Annotated in this window: 21 protein-coding genes; 10 read left to right on the forward strand and 11 right to left on the reverse strand. The window is 47.2% G+C overall.

The window, feature by feature from the left end:
• Window positions 1-137: 137 nt before the first annotated feature.
• A complete protein-coding gene (locus tag B0X71_RS10995) occupies window positions 138-404 on the reverse strand; it encodes a hypothetical protein (RefSeq protein ID WP_198038580.1) in 267 nt (88 codons plus the stop codon).
• A gap of 187 nt (window positions 405-591) precedes the next feature.
• Here B0X71_RS10995 and B0X71_RS11000 point away from each other — a divergent pair, with 187 nt between their 5' ends.
• Entirely contained in the window at window positions 592-1,152 is a 561-nt protein-coding gene (locus B0X71_RS11000; protein ID WP_077589451.1) for a hypothetical protein, read from the forward strand.
• 648 nt (window positions 1,153-1,800) lie between these two features.
• On the forward strand, window positions 1,801-3,132 hold the full coding sequence (locus B0X71_RS11005; RefSeq protein WP_077589452.1) for a hemolysin family protein: 1,332 nt from the start codon (window positions 1,801-1,803) through the stop codon (window positions 3,130-3,132).
• Between the two features lie 133 nt (window positions 3,133-3,265).
• On the opposite strand, the gene B0X71_RS11010 is transcribed toward B0X71_RS11005, so the two are convergent.
• The 3 genes from B0X71_RS11010 to B0X71_RS11020 form a co-directional block, all read right to left on the reverse strand.
• Window positions 3,266-4,207 (reverse strand): sulfurtransferase, encoded by a 942-nt coding sequence (locus B0X71_RS11010; protein ID WP_077589453.1) that lies wholly within the window; start codon window positions 4,205-4,207, stop codon window positions 3,266-3,268.
• Entirely contained in the window at window positions 4,204-7,788 is a 3,585-nt protein-coding gene (locus B0X71_RS11015; protein ID WP_077589454.1) for a dynamin family protein, read from the reverse strand. Before B0X71_RS11015 ends, B0X71_RS11010 begins: the two co-directional genes overlap by 4 nt.
• A gap of 166 nt (window positions 7,789-7,954) precedes the next feature.
• Window positions 7,955-8,713, reverse strand: coding sequence for an SDR family NAD(P)-dependent oxidoreductase (locus B0X71_RS11020; RefSeq protein WP_077589455.1), 759 nt, complete (start codon window positions 8,711-8,713; stop codon window positions 7,955-7,957).
• Window positions 8,714-8,858: 145 nt separating this feature from the next.
• Here B0X71_RS11020 and B0X71_RS11025 point away from each other — a divergent pair, with 145 nt between their 5' ends.
• The 6 genes from B0X71_RS11025 to B0X71_RS11050 all read left to right on the forward strand — a co-directional run bounded on the left by B0X71_RS11025 (window position 8,859) and on the right by B0X71_RS11050 (window position 14,266).
• Complete coding sequence (locus B0X71_RS11025) at window positions 8,859-8,999, forward strand: cytochrome c oxidase subunit 2A (RefSeq protein WP_077589456.1); 141 nt, start codon at window positions 8,859-8,861, stop codon at window positions 8,997-8,999.
• An 18-nt stretch (window positions 9,000-9,017) separates the two neighbouring features.
• Window positions 9,018-9,509, forward strand: coding sequence for a cytochrome c oxidase subunit II (locus tag B0X71_RS11030; protein WP_077589457.1), 492 nt, complete (start codon window positions 9,018-9,020; stop codon window positions 9,507-9,509).
• A gap of 28 nt (window positions 9,510-9,537) precedes the next feature.
• On the forward strand, window positions 9,538-11,217 hold the full coding sequence (locus B0X71_RS11035) for a b(o/a)3-type cytochrome-c oxidase subunit 1 (protein WP_077590977.1): 1,680 nt from the start codon (window positions 9,538-9,540) through the stop codon (window positions 11,215-11,217).
• A gap of 348 nt (window positions 11,218-11,565) precedes the next feature.
• Complete coding sequence (locus B0X71_RS11040; RefSeq protein ID WP_077588584.1) at window positions 11,566-12,078, forward strand: DUF6431 domain-containing protein; 513 nt, start codon at window positions 11,566-11,568, stop codon at window positions 12,076-12,078.
• 39 nt (window positions 12,079-12,117) lie between these two features.
• Window positions 12,118-13,473: a DDE-type integrase/transposase/recombinase gene (locus B0X71_RS11045; protein WP_156889802.1), complete on the forward strand. Its 1,356-nt coding sequence runs from the start codon at window positions 12,118-12,120 to the stop codon at window positions 13,471-13,473.
• Entirely contained in the window at window positions 13,466-14,266 is an 801-nt protein-coding gene (locus tag B0X71_RS11050) for an ExeA family protein (protein ID WP_077588586.1), read from the forward strand. The genes B0X71_RS11045 and B0X71_RS11050 overlap by 8 nt, the downstream gene beginning before the upstream one ends.
• Before the next feature lie 117 nt (window positions 14,267-14,383).
• Here B0X71_RS11050 and B0X71_RS11055 read toward each other — a convergent pair whose 3' ends face one another.
• The 6 genes from B0X71_RS11055 to B0X71_RS11080 all read right to left on the reverse strand — a co-directional run bounded on the left by B0X71_RS11055 (window position 14,384) and on the right by B0X71_RS11080 (window position 18,684).
• Window positions 14,384-14,884, reverse strand: a complete 501-nt coding sequence (locus tag B0X71_RS11055) for a nucleotidyltransferase domain-containing protein (RefSeq protein ID WP_077589458.1) — start codon at window positions 14,882-14,884, stop codon at window positions 14,384-14,386.
• 346 nt (window positions 14,885-15,230) lie between these two features.
• Window positions 15,231-15,467, reverse strand: a complete 237-nt coding sequence (locus B0X71_RS11060; RefSeq protein ID WP_198038582.1) for a sigma-70 family RNA polymerase sigma factor — start codon at window positions 15,465-15,467, stop codon at window positions 15,231-15,233.
• Between the two features lie 81 nt (window positions 15,468-15,548).
• Window positions 15,549-16,769 carry a hypothetical protein gene (locus tag B0X71_RS11065; RefSeq protein WP_077589460.1) on the reverse strand — a complete coding sequence of 407 codons (1,221 nt, stop codon included), beginning with the start codon at window positions 16,767-16,769 and terminating at the stop codon, window positions 15,549-15,551.
• A gap of 12 nt (window positions 16,770-16,781) precedes the next feature.
• Window positions 16,782-17,615, reverse strand: a complete 834-nt coding sequence (locus B0X71_RS11070) for a hypothetical protein (protein ID WP_077589461.1) — start codon at window positions 17,613-17,615, stop codon at window positions 16,782-16,784.
• Complete coding sequence (locus tag B0X71_RS11075; RefSeq protein ID WP_077589462.1) at window positions 17,612-18,301, reverse strand: ATP-binding cassette domain-containing protein; 690 nt, start codon at window positions 18,299-18,301, stop codon at window positions 17,612-17,614. Before B0X71_RS11075 ends, B0X71_RS11070 begins: the two co-directional genes overlap by 4 nt.
• Window positions 18,298-18,684: a GntR family transcriptional regulator gene (locus B0X71_RS11080; protein WP_077589463.1), complete on the reverse strand. Its 387-nt coding sequence runs from the start codon at window positions 18,682-18,684 to the stop codon at window positions 18,298-18,300. Before B0X71_RS11080 ends, B0X71_RS11075 begins: the two co-directional genes overlap by 4 nt.
• A gap of 367 nt (window positions 18,685-19,051) precedes the next feature.
• On the opposite strand from B0X71_RS11080, the gene B0X71_RS11085 reads away from it, so the two are divergent.
• Together B0X71_RS11085 and B0X71_RS11090 are read left to right on the forward strand one after the other, a co-directional pair.
• On the forward strand, window positions 19,052-19,534 hold the full coding sequence (locus B0X71_RS11085; RefSeq protein WP_077589464.1) for a hypothetical protein: 483 nt from the start codon (window positions 19,052-19,054) through the stop codon (window positions 19,532-19,534).
• Window positions 19,535-19,553: 19 nt separating this feature from the next.
• Window positions 19,554-19,973, forward strand: coding sequence for a hypothetical protein (locus B0X71_RS11090; RefSeq protein WP_077589465.1), 420 nt, complete (start codon window positions 19,554-19,556; stop codon window positions 19,971-19,973).
• A gap of 36 nt (window positions 19,974-20,009) precedes the next feature.
• Here B0X71_RS11090 and B0X71_RS11095 read toward each other — a convergent pair whose 3' ends face one another.
• Window positions 20,010-20,951, reverse strand: coding sequence for an IS30 family transposase (locus tag B0X71_RS11095; RefSeq protein WP_456299479.1), 942 nt, complete (start codon window positions 20,949-20,951; stop codon window positions 20,010-20,012).
• Between the last annotated feature and the right edge of the window lie 239 nt (window positions 20,952-21,190).

A 21,190-nucleotide genomic window follows, 5' to 3' on the forward strand; every position in this document is an offset into this window, starting at 1 on the left:
GAAAAGGAAACCGTTATAGTGAATCGGCAATTACGCCTGCCCATTTCTCTTTATCACGACCAAAGTCATTTGACCATTGCACTTACGTCCGCTTCCGGTTATGGAACTCCTCCAAAAACTCTTTATGCCGCTTCTTTTCAATGTTGATCCATATCAAAAAATGATGAGGGCACCACCCACGGACAGAACAGCACACTGAACATAAAATTGAAATCCAGTTCTCTGACCACCTTTGCCGGAGTCTCTTCGACGACTGAAACGCCTTCAGCTGTTTCTGTTGTTGCTCCATCGCTGACACTGAAGACGTGACTGGTCTCCGGTGCTTCATAGTCCATGAACAGAACCATAAGAAATAAACCGATCAGCAGTCCGCCGATCACAGAAAACACAAATCTTTTCATCACTATTGCACCTCTCATTTTAGACAACACATGAATACTAGGTAATCCCAACGAATCTTTTCTATTCTCAATATCATTGTACCAGTCAATCAGCAATATATTTTAGTTATATTCCAATGTTTCAAAGCGTTTTCCATTTCTATGGTAAAATGAACGCAAGATATAAAACGAGCAAAAGGAGGATGCTTAATTGAAGAAGAGAAACTGTCTTATATTTCTGCTCCCACTGTTCTTTGCGGGTGCCTGTTCTTCCGAAGTTCCAGGTTCAGTCGACACTTTTGCAGATCAAGTGAATGAACAATTCGAGGCGGATGTTTTTATTCCGGAGTTTGAGGAATATCCGGTTACATCAGCGGAAATTCAAACGGTGCCTTTAGCTGGCACGAAAGAATTGCTTGTGACTTATTCAGGTGAAAAAGGCGAATTAAAGAGCGAGGAACATATTACTAATCACGAAGAGACAGTGGGCTCAGACGTTCTATACGGCATTTACGATGGAGAACCTTTCCTGTTTCGGTTAAGTTATGATGGCTTCGAAGCGATGAGTGGTGATGGCAATACCGAGACGCTAGACATCGACGGGACGGAAGTTCAGTATAGCGAAGCAGAAGACGGCGGGAATGAGTTTTTAAAAGCTTTTTTCAATACAGAAGAGGGATCGTATTCTCTTGAATTCGCTTTAAGTGAAGAACTCACCCGTGAAAAAGCTTTTGAAATTGTTGAGACAGTAGTAGATGGTGCAAATTCCTAATCAATAAGTTCGGAGACATACGTTTTTCCGCATTGGATTTTTAAATGAGTTAATTTCATAAATTACCTGCTTGAAAAAGTATAGACTGCTTTCCAGTTCACTTTTCCTCTAAAAACCGGATTTATGAATTTATCAAAAAGTTGGACGGACGGGAACCCGCTCGCTTTCCTAGGCAAGCGAGCATTAATACCTCGAATGCGGTTAATTAAACGTACTATTACTCTCATTCAACTTATGTAGGTTTTATCTATGCCTTAATATTTGGCTATATTAAGGAGAGTATTGGTATTAATTGTTTCAAAAGATGGAGAAAAACAGCGGCGGACGGACGGGGAGGATTTCCTGACCCGTTCATTTGCGAGAAGCAGGCGAAGCCACGCAGGAGCACCGGTTTTCGACTGCGGGAATGCGAAGCGCTGAAGGAATCAACGTTTCAGGTGCTTGTAAAAAATCAGAGCTCAAGCACAACGAATTTCCCAGTTAAGCTATTTCGCTTTTAAAGAATCTTGTTACGATGTAAAGATCTTTATTGTCACTTCACAATAGCTGTGATTTTTCCAACCTTCATTGGCACCGTTTCCATTTTTACGTTATACTTGTCTCATTATAAGACTAGCGGAGGTGAACCCTGCAGGAGCAGGGACCCACTTGGACAGTATACACTTATGGAACATTCTTTTAATTATCTTACTGATTGCATTCGCCGCTTTTTTCGTGGGCGCCGAATTTGCTGTGGTGAAAGTCCGAATGTCACGCATTGAGCAATTGGCATCGGAAGGCAACCGTTCGGCGCTGCTCGTGCAGAAAATCCTGGCAGACCTCGATTATTATTTATCGACCTGTCAATTGGGGATTACAGTCACCGCACTCGGCCTCGGCTGGTTTGGTGCGGAAATGGTCGAGGATTGGCTTGCCCCGTTTTTGCTTGAGCTGAACATTTCGGAATCGTTTGTCGGCATCCTAGCCTTGATCGCGGCGTTCGCCCTTGTCACTTTTTTCTATGTGGTATTCGGTGAACTCGCACCACGGTCCATTGCGGTCCAGCGGGCAGAACAAGTCACACTCGCAATTGCCCAGCCTCTGTATGCAATTGGCAAAGTGATGAAACCATTCGTCTGGATTTTAGCGGGATCAGCAAAGATTGTGCTGCGCGCATTCGGGGTTGAACCAGCCGGGCACGGTAAAGCTCATTCGGAGGAAGAGTTGAAAATCATCATGACGCAGAGCTATAAGAGCGGTGAGATTAACCAGACCGAGCTGTCATATATGCAGAATATCTTTGCTTTTGACGAACGGGTGGCCAAAGACATCATGCTGCCACGGACGCAGATGGAGACACTCTCACAGGATATGACGCATGATGAACTGCTGGAGGAATTGCGGGAACATCAGTACACCCGTTATCCCATCACAGAAAAAGGTGACAAGGATGACATCATCGGCTTCGTCAACGTTAAGGAAATGCTGACTCTGTATACGTACCGGGAGGATCTGACAGCCTGCCTGGTGGTACATGACCTGCCGTTCGTCCATGATAACGCGCCAATCCAGGACGTTCTTCTGGCGATGCAGCAAAACCGAGTCCACATGGCAATCATTATCGATGAATACGGCGGGACAGCCGGCATGATAACCATGGAAGACATTCTTGAAGAAATTGTCGGGGATATCCGGGATGAATTTGACGAAGATGAAGTGGAAGATATCCGGGAAATTGATGCCTATCGCTATATGCTGAGCGGCCGTGTCCTATTGGAAGAGCTGGAGGAACGGTTTGGCATTGAATTTGAGGAAAGCGAAGATATCGATACGATTGGCGGCTGGATGCAGACCTACGACACGGAAATCGCGGAAGGTGAATCCGTACAGACTGAAACCCATACGTTTACTGTTCAGGAAAAAGATAACCACACCATCATCCAAGTGCTTATGACGCGCCATGTACACCCTCTTCCAGAAGCGGAAGAGAATAAGAAATAGACAATGCTGTACTTGCATACGTTCCCGGCCTTGCTCCATGTTCGCTGAACCGCAGCACGAGAAAAACCGCCAATCGACTATGATTGGCGGTTTTTCCGGATTCATCCAAACCTGTTCTGCTGATTATATATTTTCAGGATTGTTCTCCTTCTTCTTCAAGCAGAGACTTTTCATATTCAAATTTCTTCATCAGCATCTCTCCCGTGTAACCTTCTGCGATGAGCCTGCCCAACAGCGCCTTGGTTGCATCATCAGCAGCTTCCGGGTGATCGGGCCGTATAAATTCGACCGGATTGGATTCGTCTGAAATCCAGTCGGAGAAACTTCCTGCATATAACCGCACGTTTTCGTGACCGGTTTCAGCCAGCATGGCTGACAGTACAGCCGCTGTCACTCCGCTGCCGCAGTAAACAACTGCTTCTTCCTGAGGCAGCAGCAATCCGGTAAAGTCGGCGTTTTCAATAAACCGGCCATCGTGCACAAGCTGAGTCCAATCGAAGTTCCTGGCACCCGGAATATGGCCTGCCACTGGATCAATGGGTTCATTCTCCCCCCGATAGCGTTCACCGGACCGCGCATCCACCAAGGTTGCCGCCTCTTCACCTGCCACTATTCTCTGTACGTCTTCCCTGCTGGCAAAAATCTCTCTATTGAATGCCGGCTCAGTCGAAGACGGGCTTGGCACAGCAGGGTCTGTCGCAGTCGGCAGCCCTTCCTGTTTCAGTTCCTTGAATCCATACTTACTGATAAACACATTTTCGAAGCCCGCGTACTTCAACAACCACCAGGCCCGCGCGGCAAACGGAGAACCGCCCTGGTCATAAATGACAATATGATCTTCCGGGTGCAGCCCGCTCTGTTGAATAAGCTGTGTCAGCGCATGTTCAGCAGGCATCGGATGCCGGCCATTGGGGGAAGACATATCAGACATATCCCGTTCCAGGTCCCAATAAACCGCTCCCTCGATATGTTCCTGTTCGTACATGGTTCTCCCTGCTTCAGGGATCCCCAATTCAAATCGGGTGTCAATCCACTTTACCTGTTCATGATCGAACGTATCTGTTATGACTTTCATTGCTTGATCATCCTTTCCTGTTGCAGCAGCTGATACCGCTGTTTCCAGCTATCGAGCTTTTCCTGTTCGTTCAAGAGCGTGCGTTCTGATTCGATGGTTTCCAGCGACTGGACAAGCAAATGATGACGGAGTCCTTCTGCTTCCCGGTCAATCCATTGTTCGAGCCACATACGCAGATGCTGCTGTTCATCCTGCAGGAATTTTTCGGTGTCCGGCACGAATTGTTCCTCGAGTGACTGACGCACCCGTTCTTTTCCGTTCCGTTCAAAAAAATCTTTTGTGCCGCGGAACAGCCGGTTTGCCCCTGAATAATCTGTTTGCCTGAAAGGCGTGCCGGGTTCAGGAACATTTCCGGTTTCCGGTTCATATGGCGTAAACGAAAAATCAGCGTCCAGTTCCTTCAGTCTGTTCGTGTCTTCCCGAAACCTGTCGAGCAATCTGCGTTCTGCGAATTTCATCAGCCGGAGCCCCGTCGCCCGCAATTCCTGCTGCAAATCGAATACCAGCATCCCGGTCAGCTCAGCAAGTGCCGCAGGCAGCGCTTCCCGCGGCGGGCGTTTGGCAAATAATGATGGATTGTACGCTTCTTTAAAAAAGTCACCGAACCGGTAAAATACCCGTTGCTGGACATACCGCAGGAGCTCTTCCAGTTCCCGCTCCCCTTCTCTGATCAGGGGAGCGGCAGGTGAAGAGCGGAATCGGGACCGGACCTGCTGTTCCAGTTCCCGCAGTTCCTGCAGGCGTTCCTCTTTTCGGGACAGGTTGGATTCCGTCTGCCGGATCAATGCTCCCAGACGACTGACCGTATTCTCCACCGTCTCATGCAGCACACGCACCGCGACACTTTTCAGCTCATCTTCCAGAAAATGATGGAACTCCAACTCGAACGCCGCCATGCCGGACGCTTCTCTGTCTTCCAGTGCCTGCAGGCTCGATACACCGGATAACCGAGGGAACCGGATGCCGAAACGCTGCAATTCGTTCCGTACGTATGTGATGACTTCCTGACGTTCGGTATCATTCGCTGCCAAATCGATGGCGTTGACGATAAAGAACATTTTATCCATTTCAAACGCATCTTTCACCCGGCCGAGCTGGATGAGAAATTCCCGGTCCGCCCGCGCAAATGCATGATTGTAATAAGTGATGAACAATACAGCATCGGCATTCTTGATATAATCGAACGCTACCCCTGTATGTCTTGCATTGATCGAATCGGCACCCGGCGTATCCACAAGCGTCACACCGCTTCTAGTAAACGGCGCATCAAAATAGAAGTCGATCGATTCAACAAAGCAACTGCGTTCTTCTTCTGCCACATAGGCTGCAAATCCGCTCCGGTCCGTCCGGATGCTGTCTCCCAGCTGCTGGTTGAATTCGGGATATCCTTTTTGGAACGCAGCGATGAAAGACCGGTGCACCTGCTGTTCTTCGGATTGCTTCTCCAGTATTCCGGCCGCTTGGGTATATGCATCTTCCAATGTCGTAAACGGCTGGCCAAGAGCTTCAAAAGAGCGCCGGACGTCCGCAGCCAGCATCGCCTCCGTCTTTAAATGTACATCGGCTGTCTCATGCGGCGTATCCCCGGTGACCGGCCGGATCCGGTTGATGGCAGCCGTCATCGGATTGGGCGAAACCGGCAGCACCCGTTCACCGAGCAGGGCATTGGCGAAAGAAGATTTCCCTGCACTGAATGCGCCGAATAAAGCCACTGTAAATTCCCGTTCCTGCAGCCCTTCTGCTTTTCTTTGCAAATATTGGGCTGTTTCGGAAAATCCGCGGATATCCTGAATCAGTTCCGCTGCAGCGAGTGATTGCCGAATGACATTTTCTTCATCTACAGGTGCCAACTGTTCCTGTTCCGGCTGTTGCGTCTGTTCTTCCGGCTGTTCCTGCTCTTTCAGCATCGCCGGATGAAACTCTTCCCCTTGTGAGCCGGATTTTTCCAGTTCACTCTCCCACGTTTCCAGCCGGCGTTTTGCCTGCACGATCTCACTTGGCTGGGCTGCATTTAATGAACGTTTCACCAACGCAATTTGGTCATCTATTTCTTCCAGTGTCCGGATGGCGAATACTTTTTCTTCGAATCGGCGTTCTTTTGCGCTGTTTTCATCCGGATCCGCAAGTAATTGATCGAATGCCTGCTCCTGCTCATTTTTCCAGGAATCGGTCCTTTGCATAAACCATCTGCGGATGCTTTCCGTTATTTTATCCGCCACATTCAGTACGGTTGTCCCCGTTGCTCCAGTGCTCTTCGGGATAGTCTGTTCAATCACATCAAACGGTACCCGATAATTCATATCTTCAATTGCGAGCGTCGCTTCATCCGTTAAGAGCCGCACGCTGCGGAGCTGTTCTTTCATCAATGAGCGAATGTGCGGATTAATCGCCTTTGCCACCGCCTCATTCAGCTGATGATCCAACTGTTCCCTGCGGCGCGTCCGTTCCTGCTCGGTCTTGCTGCCGCTGAACAGCAGGCCGACTTTAAAACCGGGTTGTAGGGATTCCATATATGCTGTCAGCGCTTCCCGCACTTCATAAGGTGTAACGTTCGCGTTGTTCAGCAATTCGCTCCGCTTTTGCTCAAAGGCCCGCTGCCAGTCACTGAAACTGGAAACAGCCAGCTGTTTTTGCAGTTCCTGATGCTGTTGCCTGATCTCTTCCCGCTGTTCCCATTCCTCAGCTGTCAGTACAGCAGCGAATGTATCAAGCCTCTCCTGTTTGTCTTCTTCCAAGTAAGCTGTATGTTCATCTTTGAGTTTTTTCAGCGTCAATTCAGCACGCGGCACAGCTTCCTGTTCCCAGCCCTCCATTGCGTTATGGACCAGTGCCTGAACTTCCGGGAAATCATTTCCTTCTGCGTCCGGCTGTTTTAAGGAAGTATAGTAAATGCCGGCTGGCTCAACTCCCCAAGCCGTGAACGCCTCCTGCACTGACTGGCGGAAATCGTCGAATGCCAGTTCCTCGTTCCGGTGCTTGTCAATTTGGTTTACGATCAAATACAGCTCTGTGTACTTCTGAAGCTGCCGTGTAAACGTGAAATTCAATTCAGACTGCACATGGTTATAATCCATCACATAAAATACCATATCCGCCACATGCAAAGCCGACTCAGTCGACAGCCGGTGAGCATCATCCGTGGAATCCACACCAGGGGTATCCATCACTGTCACCCCTTCCGGCAGTACGGAATCAGCATGGCCGATTTCAATCTGCCGGACGTCGCCGCTTCTGGCCAATTTTTTCAGTGTCTGGAAATCATATTCTCCAGAAAATCGGATGGCTTTGTTTTCCTGCATCCGGACGACCGCTTCATCCTCTTCCGTCCGGCGGACAGTAACGATGTTTGCACTGGTCGGAATCGGACTCGATGGCAGCAGCGTTTCACCGGTGAGGGCATTGATCATGGTGGATTTGCCGGAGGAAAAATGACCGGCGAACCCGATGATGAATTGCTGTTTCATGAGTTTATCGGCAAATAGCCGTGCCTTTTGCATGCGTTCTGTGTCGCTATTCTGTTCAAAAATGGCATATAGCCGTGCGATTTCTGTCAGTAATTGTTCTCGGTCCTGCACTTTCATTCGTCTGGCTCCTTATCTTTTCCAAGCTTCATTCATCATACCATTTTTTATGCACAGGGCGAAAACCTCTGCATATCCTGCCCACTGTTCACAGCAATTGAAAAAGCGCTTCCGGATCCATGATCCGAAAACGCTGCGTCTGACAGTGTTTTATAAAAGCCGGCTGTCAGGAAAACCCATGGATCGTCATGCCGCCATCAACAAACAAGGTCTGTCCGGTTATGTAACTTGCCGCATCAGATGATAGAAATACAGCAGGTGACGCTATTTCCGGCAATTCACCGACCCGTTTCAACGGCGTGACTGCCTTGATTGCATTTAAATATTCTTCATCATCAAGCAGTGGCTCTGTGAGCGGCGTTTTGAAATACCATGGGCCAATGGAGTTCACCCGGATGTTCCGCTCGCCCCATTCCATCGCCATCACCTTCGTCATCTGGATGATGGCAGCTTTTGAAGCGGCATAGACGACCCCGGTCTTCAATGCCGTTACTCCGGCGACAGATGACACGTTCAGGACAGAGCCACCGGCATGCATATGCTTCACTGCTTCCTGCGAAAATATGAACACACTTTGCGCATTGGTCGTCATAATGGTCTGCCATTCCGCATCGGTTGCTTCATCGGCTTTTGACCGGATGTTCATCCCGGCATTATTGACAAGAATATCAATTGCGCCGAATTCCCCAAGCGCTTTACCCACCGCTTTTTTCACTTGTTCCCGGTCTGTAATATCGGCGGCTGCATAATGGGTCCGTCCGTTGCCGATTTCCTTCTGCACTTCGACCAGCTGTTCTTCTGTCCGCGCGACTAAAAGCAGATTGGCGCCAGCTTCCGCGAACGCCAGTGCGATCGCTTTGCCGATCCCTCTTCCCGCTCCGGTCACGATTGCGGTCTTGCCTTCAAGACTGAATGATTTCAGCATCTCATCTCCTCCTCTCTATTCAGTATAGAACAACTTCACATTTCCTTCACAAAATCGGGCTATCAGTGTGATTTTTGTCACAGATGTACACCTCCCGGCAACTTATGATGAGAAGAACAAACACGCATGAAAGGATGTGGAGTACGTGGCCAAGCAAAAAAAACATCAGCAGCATGAAGAAGAAGAGGAAAAATTGAACGGCACACTCGCTGCTGTCATGGTTCTCGGCTTTTTCCTGATTGCTTCCTGGGTATTCGTATTTGATTTGTTTTTAAGCCGCTTTTAATTAATAGGAGGGATTTACATGCATATTCATAAATATGAAAAATGGTGGCTGACATTCGGCATCACCTGCCTGGTCGTCTTCCTGACCGTACTCGGGATCAGTGCCTTCCACGCCGGTGCACATCCGCCGAGCGCACAGGTATACATTAATCAGGAACACGTCGACGAGATTGCGCCTTTCGATAATCCGGGCGTCCACAAAGTCGAAGGAAAAGAATGGGATTATGAAGTGGTGGTTGTCGCTTCCGCATTCATGTTCAGCCCGATGGAATACGAAGTGCCGCTCGGATCGAAAGTGAAATTCATTGCGACCACAAAAGATGTCGTCCATGGATTTCAGATTGCCGGGACCAACATTAATATGATGCTCGAGCCGGGATATGTCTCTGAATTCGTGACGATTGTCGATAAGCCCGGTGAATACTTGGTTCTTTGCAATGAATACTGCGGTGTCGGCCACACAGCCATGGCTTCCAAACTGAAAGTGGTGGATTCGAATGCAGAAAGTTAATAAGGATCGTCCGGCTGCTGAAATCGTGATGAAACAAAGTTTTGTGACCGAATCGGGGAATGTAAAAAAAGGAGAAACAGTAGACAAGCGGGATGCGAAACTGGCAATGGCGCATATTTATGTGGCCATGACTGCGCTTCTTCTCGGCGGTTTGGCCGGTCTCCTTCAAGTCATGGTGCGTTCGGGTCAATTTGAATTACCATGGGGTATCAGTTATTATCAGGTACTCACAGTTCATGGCATCCTGCTTGGTCTTATTCTGACCACATTCTTTATTTTCGGATTCCAGATTTCAGCTGTGAGCCGGACGGCCGGTACATTATCTGATAAACAGCGCCGTTCCGGCTGGGTCGGTTTTGGCGTGATGACACTCGGCACAGCAATGGCAGCGACCATGGTGCTCCTGAATGAAGCTTCTGTTCTCTATACATTCTATGCACCGCTCATGGCTCATTGGGTTTTCTATCTCGGGCTGGCTTTCGTTGTGGTCGGCTCCTGGATCGGCGGTTTCGCGCAAATCGCCCGCTACATACAGTGGAAGCGGGAAAACGGCAAACAGCCCGGCCCGCTCCTCAGCTTCATGGTCGTTGTCAATAACCTGATGTGGGTCATCTGCTCTCTTGGTGTTGCCATTGCGGTTCTGTTCCAATTCCTTCCATGGTCACTCGGTCTCGTCGACCGGATCGATGTATTGATGAGCCGCACACTGTTCTGGTACTTCGGCCATCCGCTTGTGTATTTCTGGCTGCTGCCGGCTTATATGATCTGGTACACGATCATTCCGAAAATCATTGGCGGCAAAATATTCTCAGACGCACTTGCGCGGTTGTCGTTCCTGTTATTCCTGCTGTTTTCGATTCCGGTCGGCTTCCATCATCAGCTGACTGAACCGGGGATCGATGCATTTTGGAAATTCCTGCAGGTTGTGCTGACGTTCATGGTCGTCATTCCTTCTCTGATGACCGCATTCGCGATGTTTGCGACATTTGAATCGGTCGGCCGGGCAAAAGGCGCGACGGGCCTGTTCGATTTCTTCAAGAAACTGCCGTGGGGAGATGTCCGCTTCCTCGTACCGTTTATCGGTATGGTGGCGTTCATTCCTGCCGGTGCCGGCGGCCTCATCAACGCTTCCAACCAGATGAACCAGGTCATTCACAACACCATCTGGGTAACTGGACATTTCCATCTGACTGTTGCCACCACTGTTGTACTGACGTTCTTCGGTGCGATGTACTGGCTCGTTCCGCATTTGACCGGCCGGGTGCTGACGCCGCAATTGAACCGTCTCGGCATTATTCAAGGGATCGTGTGGACAGTCGGCATGAGTATCATGTCCGGTGCGATGCACGCCGTCGGATTGCTCGGTGCTCCCCGCCGTTCGAATTTCTCAACATATGGCGGCTCAGAGCAGGCAGTTGAATGGATTCCGTATCAAATCGCCCAGGCGGTCGGCGGAACGATTCTGTTCATCGGCATTGCGCTCGTTCTCTATATCTTCATCCAGCTCGCTTTCTTCGCGCCTAAGGGTCAACAGGAATACCCGATCGGCGAGGTCGAGGAAAACGCCCAAACAACACCGATGTTCCTCGAGAACTGGAAAATGTGGGTGACCATTTGTGTAGCCTTGATTCTCTTGGCATACACAGTGCCATTCATCGACATGTTCCAGAACGGACCGCCGGGATCCATCGGCTATAAACTTTGGTAAATAGAAGAACCGCTCCGCTGCTTAGCAGTGCAGAGCGGTTTTTTAGTGGTTCGATTTAAAGTCATCACTTCAACACGGCTATAATTCATAAGAAAATTTCATGTTACTGCTATTTGTCTTCCTTACAGGCTATAAAGTGTTAATGCTATTTCATAATGTCCAAAAGTTGATGGTATTGTTTGTCCAGGAATTGACGGATATAATGTCCTTAACGATCCTGAAGAAAGGAAAAGACGCCTCCCTTGGTGTCGGCTATTACCAGTAGCTCGACGGGAGACGTCTCTTGACATGATATGATAATCGTCTCTCATTATAACATAGAAGAATGCACCTCGAAAGGCGTTTTTTATTAGGTGTGCAGAAAAGGTTCCTTGTCCCTGTTGCAGTCATACAGCGTACAAGGTCATTGGCTCCAGAGAACGGAAAGTAAGAGAAGACAGCGGTGAATCCCGTACATTCATCATTAGACGGTTGCGCTGCAGGGGATGTGAAAAGATCCATCATGAATTACCGGATGTGATTGTGCCCTATAAACGATACGGTGCGGATGTCATCGAGGAGGCGACCCGCCCCACTGGCCACCTGACGGTGGCAGCTGATGAATCGACCCTTTATCGTTGGCGGTATTGGTTCTTTGATCTGATCGATTACTGGCTCTTTATCCTTCAATCTCTCTTCATCCAGTTCCGGGAAAATGAGACCTCAGCGATCGACCTGTCCAGTCGGAAGCTGCCTGCGCATGAGCGAATTGGACAATGGTTTGGTGCAGAAGGCGGATGGCTGGCAAAGATTGTCCGCCCGGTTGCCAACCATCATTTTTGGATACATACCCGTTCTGCCTTTTTGTCCAACAGTCCGTGAATTACACTTCAACTATCCGAACAAGAAGGAGTGTTGAAAGTGGCAAGGACAAAAGCGGAAGAACTCGCAACCCATCGGTTTCAGATGATTGCGCCTCTATTGAATGAAAAGTTGGATGCCCAGGAACTGCAAAAGCTCCGCCGGCAAATCTGTGAGCGGCACGGCCTCTCCGAACGCACCATCCGACGCTACGTCGCGCAGTTCAAGAAGGAAGGCTTTGAAGGGCTGAAGCAGAAACCATACCGTTCGGTTCCCCGGGAGCTTCAAGATCACGTGGTGGAGCAGGCAATCCTCCTGAGACGAGAGGTTCCGAGCCGGAGCATCGCCTCGATTATCCAGATTCTTGAGTGGGACGGTGTCGTCGCAAAAGGCGAATTGAAGCGCAGCACGTTACAGGAACGCCTGTCAAAACAAGGGTATAGCGCCCGTCAGATGAAAATGTATCATGAGACATCGGGCGCCGTGCGGCGATTTCAGAAACGCCGTCGGAATGCCCTCTGGCATTCGGATATCAAATACGGACCCTACCTGCCGATCGGGCCAAACGGGACGAAGAAACAGGTCTACATGGTGGCGTTCCTGGATGATGCGACCCGCTTCCCGCTCCATGTGGCATTCTATCCGATGTTGGATGCGCGCTGCGTGGAAGATGCATTTCGTGAATCCATCCGGAAGCATGGGGTACCGGAGAGCGTCTACTTCGACAACGGCAAGCAATATCGCACCAAATGGATGGCGCGAACCTGTTCCAAGCTCGGCACACGGCTTTTATATGCCCGCCCCTATTCACCAGAATCGACCGGCAAGGTCGAGCGGTTCAATCGAACCTTTGACGAGTTCCTGCAGGAAGTGCGACTCGAAGAACCGAAGACCGTCGATGAACTGAACGGCTGGTTGGATGTCTGGGTGAAAGAGCGCTACGCCCACAAACCACACAGCGCACTGGACGGCAAGACGCCATTTGAAGCGTTTCGCAACGAATCGACCCAGCTCCGTTCGGTCTCAGCCGAAGAGCTGGCCCATGCCTTCCTGCATGCGGAGACGCGGAAAGTCGATAAATCGGGCTGCATCAGTTTCCAGGACCGCAAATATGAAGTCGGTCTCAACTTTGTCGGCTGCAAGGTGGAAATTACGTTTGATCCGCAGGACACCCGCGAACTGACCGTCGACTATCCAGGTTATGATAGCTGGAAAGCGCGGGAAATGGTCATCACCGAGAAGACTGGGAAGCGACCAGCGCTACCGGAAAAGATGACGAAAGAACCTGCCGGTTCATCTCGCCTCCTGCAAGGGGCCAAAAAAGTGAACGCGGACCGCAAGGCAGCTGCCGTGACACCGAGTGTGCCGGCCGTGAGCTTCCGTCACATCGGAAAAGGGGGTGCGGAACATGTTTGAATCGTTCTTTGAGATGCGTGCCACGCCGTTCTCCCGGGACATCCCGACCGCCGAATTGTACGAATCGAATCAGCTGGAAGAAATCCTTGGCCGGCTGAACTATGCCGCAGAACGGCAGCTCTTCGCGGTCATGACCGGTGAATGCGGACTCGGAAAGACCACCGCCATCCGCCGGTTTACGGATCAACTGGATCCTTCGCGCTTTAAGCTGCTTTATCTGTCAGACTCAAAGTTGACGCCCCGGCATTTCTATAAGGGGCTGTTGGAACAATTGGGACTCGAGTCCAAGTTTTATCGGGGCGATGCCAAGCGGCAACTGCATCGCGAAATCGAACTGATGAAAGGCATCCATAAGCTGACGCCCGTCTGTGTGGTGGATGAAGCCCACTTACTCGACCGGGAGATGTTGGAAGAGGTGCGGTTCCTCCTGAACTTCCGCATGGATGCCCAGAGTCCGATGGCGCTGATCATGGTCGGGCAGAACGAACTGTGGGAGCGCCTTCAGCTCCAATCCTTCGCAGCTATCCGCCAGCGGATTGATATCCAATTCCGGCTGCATCATCTTGACCGGGCGGAGACCGAACAGTACATGAACAAACATCTTTCCTTCTCAGGTGTCGGACGGGATATCTTCAGCGAATCCGCGATTGATGAGGTGTTCAGCTATTCGAGTGGTGCGTCGCGCCTCATCAACAAGCTGGCAACGCATTGCCTGTTGTTTGCGGCGCAGAATGGAAATCGCATCATCGACGACCGGATGGTGAAGAAAGTGATCGAGGGAGAACTGGCCTAGTTCCCCCTCGTTTTTCTCTATTTTTCCGGACAAAGAAACCGTCAGGTTGGGGACAAAAAGAACCGTCAATTTCCAGACAAAATCAGACGTCAATAACAATAAAGGAGTGGAACAAGACTACATTCGAGCCGAAGAAGACGTTGAATGGGAAGAGCCGCCTTTATAAAGAAGTTGAATTGCTAGTTTTAAGTAAGGGAAGTTTTTTTCGGTATGAGAAAATAATTCGACTTTTGGAATTTTAATTGTCTTTTCACGCCGATAAATCCATTTATCATACTCACAATTCATCAGCATAATTTGAAATGACCAAGGAGAATGATTATCCTTGCTGACCCATATATCATTGACCGTATTCAAAAAGTCTCCTTCTCCCCAAAGCGAGAGCTTTCCATCTTTTGCTTTGTACAAAGTCCATTCATTTTTCAATAATTGGTAGATTATTTGCTGGTCGTTCCGATATATGACAACATCTATATCTCTATGGTAGCGGCTTTTTCTCCCTAAATGCATATCCAATGCCAATCCACCTGTAATCCCCCAGTGAACAGGTGTCTCAGAAAACAACTCATATATTTCCGTAATCGCTAACAGTTTCCAATTACTGAGATCGGTTCTCAATTCTATCTCCCGCCTTTTTAATCTAAGTAATTAGTTTGTAGAGGAACATGACTCCAAGTTTTTCAAAGAGACTTAAGGTATGAATAAAGAAGTGGCTATAAGAGAAGCCCAAAGGACTATCCAAGTAATCGAGATTGTGACCATCGGGTAATGGGATAAGGAAACAATTTATAAGATGGCTGAAGAGCAATTAAAATAAATGAAAATGAAGAGAAGATTCCTCCCGATAATCCTCAAAAGTCCGGCATACCGGCACTTCTAAAGTGCTTTCTATGCCGGACTCTTTGTTATTAGACCGATTCATTTTATTAGCAGCTTGTTATAGCTACCGATATTTCTCATTACGTCAATGCCAACTTTTTAAGGCCTTATAAATTCGATCCTCAACTGTGCATTGAACCAGGCCCATGTTCATGGCAATCTCTTTATTCGAACTGCCGTGGATGAACTTCATCACCAAAATATCCCGATCCAGTACACCTACTTCACTCATCAGTTTTAACAACTCGTGTCGCTTTCCTCTGGTCAGCAGCTCCCTTTCAATAGACAGGGCGTTGCTTGTTTGCAATGTACCGTTATTCACCTCAAACTGCACCTGCCTTTTCATTTTTCGCTACCCGTCTTTTTACTGGAAAGAGGGGTAGCCCGCTTTCTTTCTTAGCCATTACTTTACATGGATCTCATGGAGATGTAATTCGAAATCACCTTTTTCTTCAGATGGCGTTTTTAAGGCGATTTGTCCTTTGAAAAGTGTCTCTCCTGTTTGCATGTCTACAACTGTGATATCCCCATTTGATTTCGAATTTATTTGCGGGCTCACCACATAAAGCTTGCCTTCTTTCACGCTTAGAAATGGGACAAGACCTTTTTCCATTGCTGATTGGAGCTGGATTCTTAATTCCCGATCAACCTGATTTTCCCCTAAGCGATAAGGAGTAACTATTAGTTCCTGCTCTTCCACTCGTGTAAAATAAAGCGTTGACCCCTCCACTAAACTAAGCTGGTTCTCTTCCAAACTAAGACCCGGTACATTTACTGTTTCAGTTTCTTTTGTTGCTAGATCATAGAATACAATCTCCTGCTTAAAATCTGTCATTCTGATAGATTCTATTTCCTCCGTTACTGTTTCTTCCGTTTTCAACAGGATAATCTGCTCATTTGCTGCTGTTGGACTGTTTTCCACCAGACGGGTGTACGTATGTATATTTTCTTTCGACTGAGCGGATTCCGCTAAAGTTTCATGGCTGATTAGATTCTGGGTATCCAAGTCAATCTCATAAATATGCTTTTCTTCATTAAAACTGTCATTCTTTCTCACCATGTTTTGCGTAATGAGATATAATTTATTCTCTACTAATTGGACATCTTCCACAAAAATGTGATCCAGTCCTCCACCGTCCGGCACTTCCACTGCAAAGGAGTTTACTGTACCATCATCTTTGTTTAACACTGCTATTTCAAATTCAAAATCTTCCGGTCCCATCGTATCGATTGTATAATCTGCATTTGCATAAGCCAGAAACTCACTGTCTTCAAAATACAGGCTAACAACTGGATCCTTCCCTCTCATGAACGTATGGTAATCTTCCTGAAACTTCTTGATCACAGTTGGATAATTTCCGATCAACTGATCCAAAATGGAACGGCTGTTATAGGAAGAACCTTGCACAGTGATTTTCAAGTTCGAATTTATGTAATTCATAGATGAAGGATTTATGTACATCCCCTCCAATACTAAGTGTTTTACTTCCTGGATATCACCGCTAAGTGGTTGGATCACAAACTCCGGATAGTGTTCAGCTGACTTCGCAGAAGTGGCATAGAAAGTTCCGATGCTAAGCACGATGCTGGCGGCAATTGCAATTGATTTCCAATATTTCCTCACTTTACACACTCCTTATACGTTGATCTTTTTCGTTAATAAGAATCCACTAAACCAAACAGATGCTGCAAGAACAATTAAGCCCATTGCGATTTCAAGTACTAACAACTCAATCGGATAGAAAAAGCCATTCAGAACGAACTCATGCAGAAGTATGGGTAATATCAGTACGGCTATTGCAATGGCACTGTACATCAGGCCAGCCACAATCCCTTTCCATCTGAAACTTCTTTCCAATATAATCGCCGTGAACAGAATGGAAACAGCCAACAATCCCGCTCCGTAATACAAGAAAAATTCTACAATGCTGCTTGCAATAATGATATTTAATTCAGGCATGCTGGTCACCAGTTCCTGCACACCCATAGCGATTCGGAACTCATCCGGTACGATGGCTGCCATAACGGACATCTCTATAGGAAGTAAGATAAGTTGAAAAGCGACCAGACCAAGCGCCATCATTAGGATCACAGTGATCTTTGCATAAAAGATATTCAATCGGGTTGTCGGGAGCATTAACAATCGATAAACAAACGTATTTTTTCCGATCCAGTCCCTATACCAAATAAGGAAAATATAGAATACAATCCCGGCAGCACATAAAGCGATCGGTGCCATAAACCAAAAACTTCTTGCTATTTGTAAAAAACTCATCTGACCGAAACTTTCCAGAAACTGCGTTTTGGACATCAACCCTTCAAAAATTTTTTCATTAGCCATGCTCACATACTTTCTTGATTCGACAATAACCCCAATCATCTGCACCACAAATGTAATTCCGAGCAAGACTGCAAATAATTTTGCGATACGGTTAATTTCAAAATTCACGAGCTTTATGTAATTATTCATCTTTGATACACCTCTCTCATCACATCAGTTACAGACTTCCCTTCAGTTTCCCGGACATCCTCAGGACTGTATTCCTTTATGACCATTCCGTCATCCAGTAAAACAACCTTATCAATTAAATGTTCAATATCTCCTACTTCATGGGTCGTAATGATGACACCGCGATTTTCAATCAAATGACTTGTGAATACATTTGCAATTTCTTCCCGGCTGAACATGTCGATTCCTGAAAACGGCTCATCCATTAATACATAATCCACATCAAGCGCTAAACCCAGTAATAAATTTACCTTTGCGGTATTTCCTTTAGACAAAGAAGAAATCCGATCATTTGGATTGAGTCTGAAAAACCCTAATAATTCAGTAGCACGTTCCTGGTTCCACCCCGTATAAAAATCATTCATAAACTCCATGGCCTCTGTTATGGTCATTTGCGGAAGCATTGTAATGGCATCGGGAATAAAAGTGATTTTTTCGAATGTCGTTTTATCCAATGGTTTGCCATCAATTAATATCTGCCCTTTGTTAATAGGAGTGAGGGCCATAATTGCATTTAAAACAGTGGTCTTCCCAACTCCATTTATACCGATTAAACACGTAATTTCACCTTTGTTCGCTGTAAAAGAAACCCCTTTCAATATCTTCTTACGTCCGTAATTCTTTTCAACCTTTTTCACTTCAATCATGATGTTAGCTCCTTATCCTCCTGGATTGTATACTTTTCCCTGACTAATTCAAGCAGTTCTTCAACAGGCACATTAATGGAACGGACAGATGTCACAAATGTATCAACAGCTTCAATGATTAACTCTTCTCTCACTTTACTTAACGTGTTTAGATCTGTCGTAATCTTGCTCGGATGATTGCGTTCTGTATAGATCAACTTCTGCTGCTCCATTTCCTTATAAGCCCGTTGCGCTGTATTCGGATTGACTTTCATTCTGTTAGCCAATTCACGTCTGGATGGTATTTCCTCTCCCGGCTGCAATTCTCCAATTGCAATTTTCTCTTTAAAATAACGGATAATTTGTAAATAGACCGGATCACGATTATTAAAATTCATATCCATCAAACCAACTCCTATACATCTTTTGATGCAATCGTGTATGTACTAACTAATTCATACACTATAAGCGTATTATATGGTTAATACATTTAGATTGTCAATTCCATAATTAAAATTTTTCCAAAACCGTAAATGATAGAAGTGATGAAAATTTGAATTATAAAACATAATGCGAATGACAACGATAAGGAAAACAGCCGATCGTCTTGTCTTTGATGACCGCCCAATCCCTTCCCTTTAGTTTACATTTTTGCCCGCGTAATTCTTATTACAGGAGATGCAAGTACCAACCAAGACAATATCCGTCAAGAGATACTTGGAAATCTGTGTTAAGGTTTATATAGAGGATAAAAAAGGAAGGAGTTTTGTGATGCGACACATCCAAAAATTTCTACTGCTTTTTTCACTGGCGCTGCTGGTTTCCGGCTGCGATTCGGGAGGTCAGAATCTTGATAATCAGAAACTGATCAGCTATTCCACTTCCCTTTCCACTGAAGGCCAAGGGGACAATGATAAAGAAAAATGGAATGTTTACGACCGGATTTCAGGTGAGTTCTATAATCTGGAAGAGCTTTCCCGTTCCATCCATTCCTTCACAATCACGCCTCTTTTTGAACTGGACGATGAAGAAATCACTTTAACATTAAAGGCAAATAACGAGGCAGTTGGCTATTACACTGGAGAAAGTGAGCGTGAAACTTTCCAGTTTACAGCAGAACGAAACGATAACGGCGATTTTGTTGTCGAGCAGGGAACGTTCCTTTACTTTCATACGGCCGAAAATTTCATGGATGAGGTCTTTAGTTTGGAAATTAAACACAACAGCGGAATAGATAAGGTCACTTTGCGATAGGTACGGAAGGTGGGGTTTGATGAAACAGTTTATGATGACGCTTTTCCTCTCCTTCTTCTTGGCAGCTTGTTCTTTTATTGAAGAAAGAGATTTAGTCCGTATCGATATCCAGCTGCACGGTTTGAACGTAGCCGGAATGATAACGGAAGAGGATGTTTTGGATACCATAGAATCTCTAGTCGAAAATGCCGATTGGAATTCCGGCGATGAGCCAGCACCGGAAAAACAAATTGCTACTTTAACCTTTTTTTATTTTTCCGACACGGATACACCCGAGGAACTTGAGAAATACCAAGTGTTCTTTGACGAAGATAGTGAAGAAACCTTCCTGATGCGAGAGGAAAACAGTCCGACCTACGGCTTGCTGGAAGAAGAGGATGCCGACATTCTTTCGACAATCCTGATGGACAATACGATCGATAAGTTTTCCAACCGATGAATGAATAAAAAAGGATTCAAAATGTAAATTGTCAACTCAAGTCGAACGAGGCAGGAAATTCATGAATACCTCGAATGGTGTGTTGTAGTTGAGCACTTTCCGTGGCACCTGGTTAAATTCCAGGAGGAAATCCAAGGTTTCCCGCTGCGTCATCCGGCTGAAATCGGTCCCTTTCGGATAGGTGCGGCGGACGCGGCCGTTTGAGTTCTCATTCGTCCCGCGCTGACCTGGCATGCCAGGATCCGAGAAGTAGAAGGGGATTTCCAGTCCTTTCTCCACTTCCGTCCACAAGTGAAATTCCTTGCCGCGATCGGCCGTGATGGACTTCACCAGTTTCTTCGGCAATTCCTGCAGTAAGCTGACAATGGCACGAGCCGCTTCTTCAGCTGTCTTGGCAGCCAGTTTCTGTACAATTGTAAATCGACTGGTTCGTTCCGTGAGCGTAAGGATCTGGCTCTTGTGTGCCTTGCCAATTACGGTGTCGACCTCCCAGTGGCCGATCTGGCTACGGGGTGCCCGACGGGCGTGTATGCTTTTCAGCGAAGGCATCTTGCCACAGGTCTCCTCTTCGTGGTTCTTTCGCTTTCGGCCCTTGCGTATCAGCAGTTTCTTCGACAGGCCGAACAGACCGAGTGCGGCATAGCGGTAGATGGTCGCAACACTAAGGGCAAATGGCTTGCCGTGCTCTTTCCGGTACCGTTCCACGATGCCTTCCGGTGACCAGCCTTTCTCCTGGCGTTCCGTGACATGGCGGATTATTTCCATGTCCGCTGTCGGTTTCAGGCCGCAGTTCTTCCGCTTGGTTTCGTAGTCACGCTGCGCTTCGGCGGCTGTATACGGCGCGCACCGGTCCAGCTCATACTTGATCGTGCTTTTACTTCGTTTCATCTGGCGGGCAATATAGGACAGTGATTTGTCGGCAAGGATATATTCTTCAATCAGCACACGTTCCCGTGTTACAATGTGGGCATAGCTCAGGTGGGGGCACTCCTTTAGTTGATTGGCGTTAACTAATGTGTACCCATTCGAGCTATTTTTTATTTCTGACCGTTCGACTTAACATGATAATCTACAAAATAAAAAAAGCAGATTGTGATTTTCACTTCAGATCAAATAAGAGTTGCCAAAAACGTTTAGCCGTTCAGTTTTGAATTGCGAAATAACGAAGTATCAGCCGAATTTCACATCCATTCAGCACCGCGTTCAGCCGGGTTTTT

Source organism: Planococcus lenghuensis (assembly GCF_001999905.1).
GTDB lineage: Bacteria > Bacillota > Bacilli > Bacillales_A > Planococcaceae > Indiicoccus > Indiicoccus lenghuensis.

Excerpts from the sequence above, each read along its gene's own strand:
- B0X71_RS11010 (WP_077589453.1), bottom strand. The coding sequence starts at position 4,207 with ATGAAAGTCATAACAGATACGTTCGATCATGAACAGGTAAAGTGGATT.
- B0X71_RS11015 (WP_077589454.1), bottom strand. The coding sequence starts at position 7,788 with ATGAAAGTGCAGGACCGAGAACAATTACTGACAGAAATCGCACGGCTA.
- B0X71_RS11020 (WP_077589455.1), bottom strand. The coding sequence starts at position 8,713 with ATGCTGAAATCATTCAGTCTTGAAGGCAAGACCGCAATCGTGACCGGA.
- B0X71_RS11030 (WP_077589457.1), top strand. The coding sequence starts at position 9,018 with ATGCATATTCATAAATATGAAAAATGGTGGCTGACATTCGGCATCACC.
- B0X71_RS11035 (WP_077590977.1), top strand. The coding sequence starts at position 9,538 with ATGAAACAAAGTTTTGTGACCGAATCGGGGAATGTAAAAAAAGGAGAA.
- B0X71_RS11050 (WP_077588586.1), top strand. The coding sequence starts at position 13,466 with ATGTTTGAATCGTTCTTTGAGATGCGTGCCACGCCGTTCTCCCGGGAC.
- B0X71_RS11070 (WP_077589461.1), bottom strand. The coding sequence starts at position 17,615 with ATGAATAATTACATAAAGCTCGTGAATTTTGAAATTAACCGTATCGCA.
- B0X71_RS11075 (WP_077589462.1), bottom strand. The coding sequence starts at position 18,301 with ATGATTGAAGTGAAAAAGGTTGAAAAGAATTACGGACGTAAGAAGATA.
- B0X71_RS11080 (WP_077589463.1), bottom strand. The coding sequence starts at position 18,684 with ATGGATATGAATTTTAATAATCGTGATCCGGTCTATTTACAAATTATC.
- B0X71_RS11085 (WP_077589464.1), top strand. The coding sequence starts at position 19,052 with ATGCGACACATCCAAAAATTTCTACTGCTTTTTTCACTGGCGCTGCTG.
- B0X71_RS11090 (WP_077589465.1), top strand. The coding sequence starts at position 19,554 with ATGAAACAGTTTATGATGACGCTTTTCCTCTCCTTCTTCTTGGCAGCT.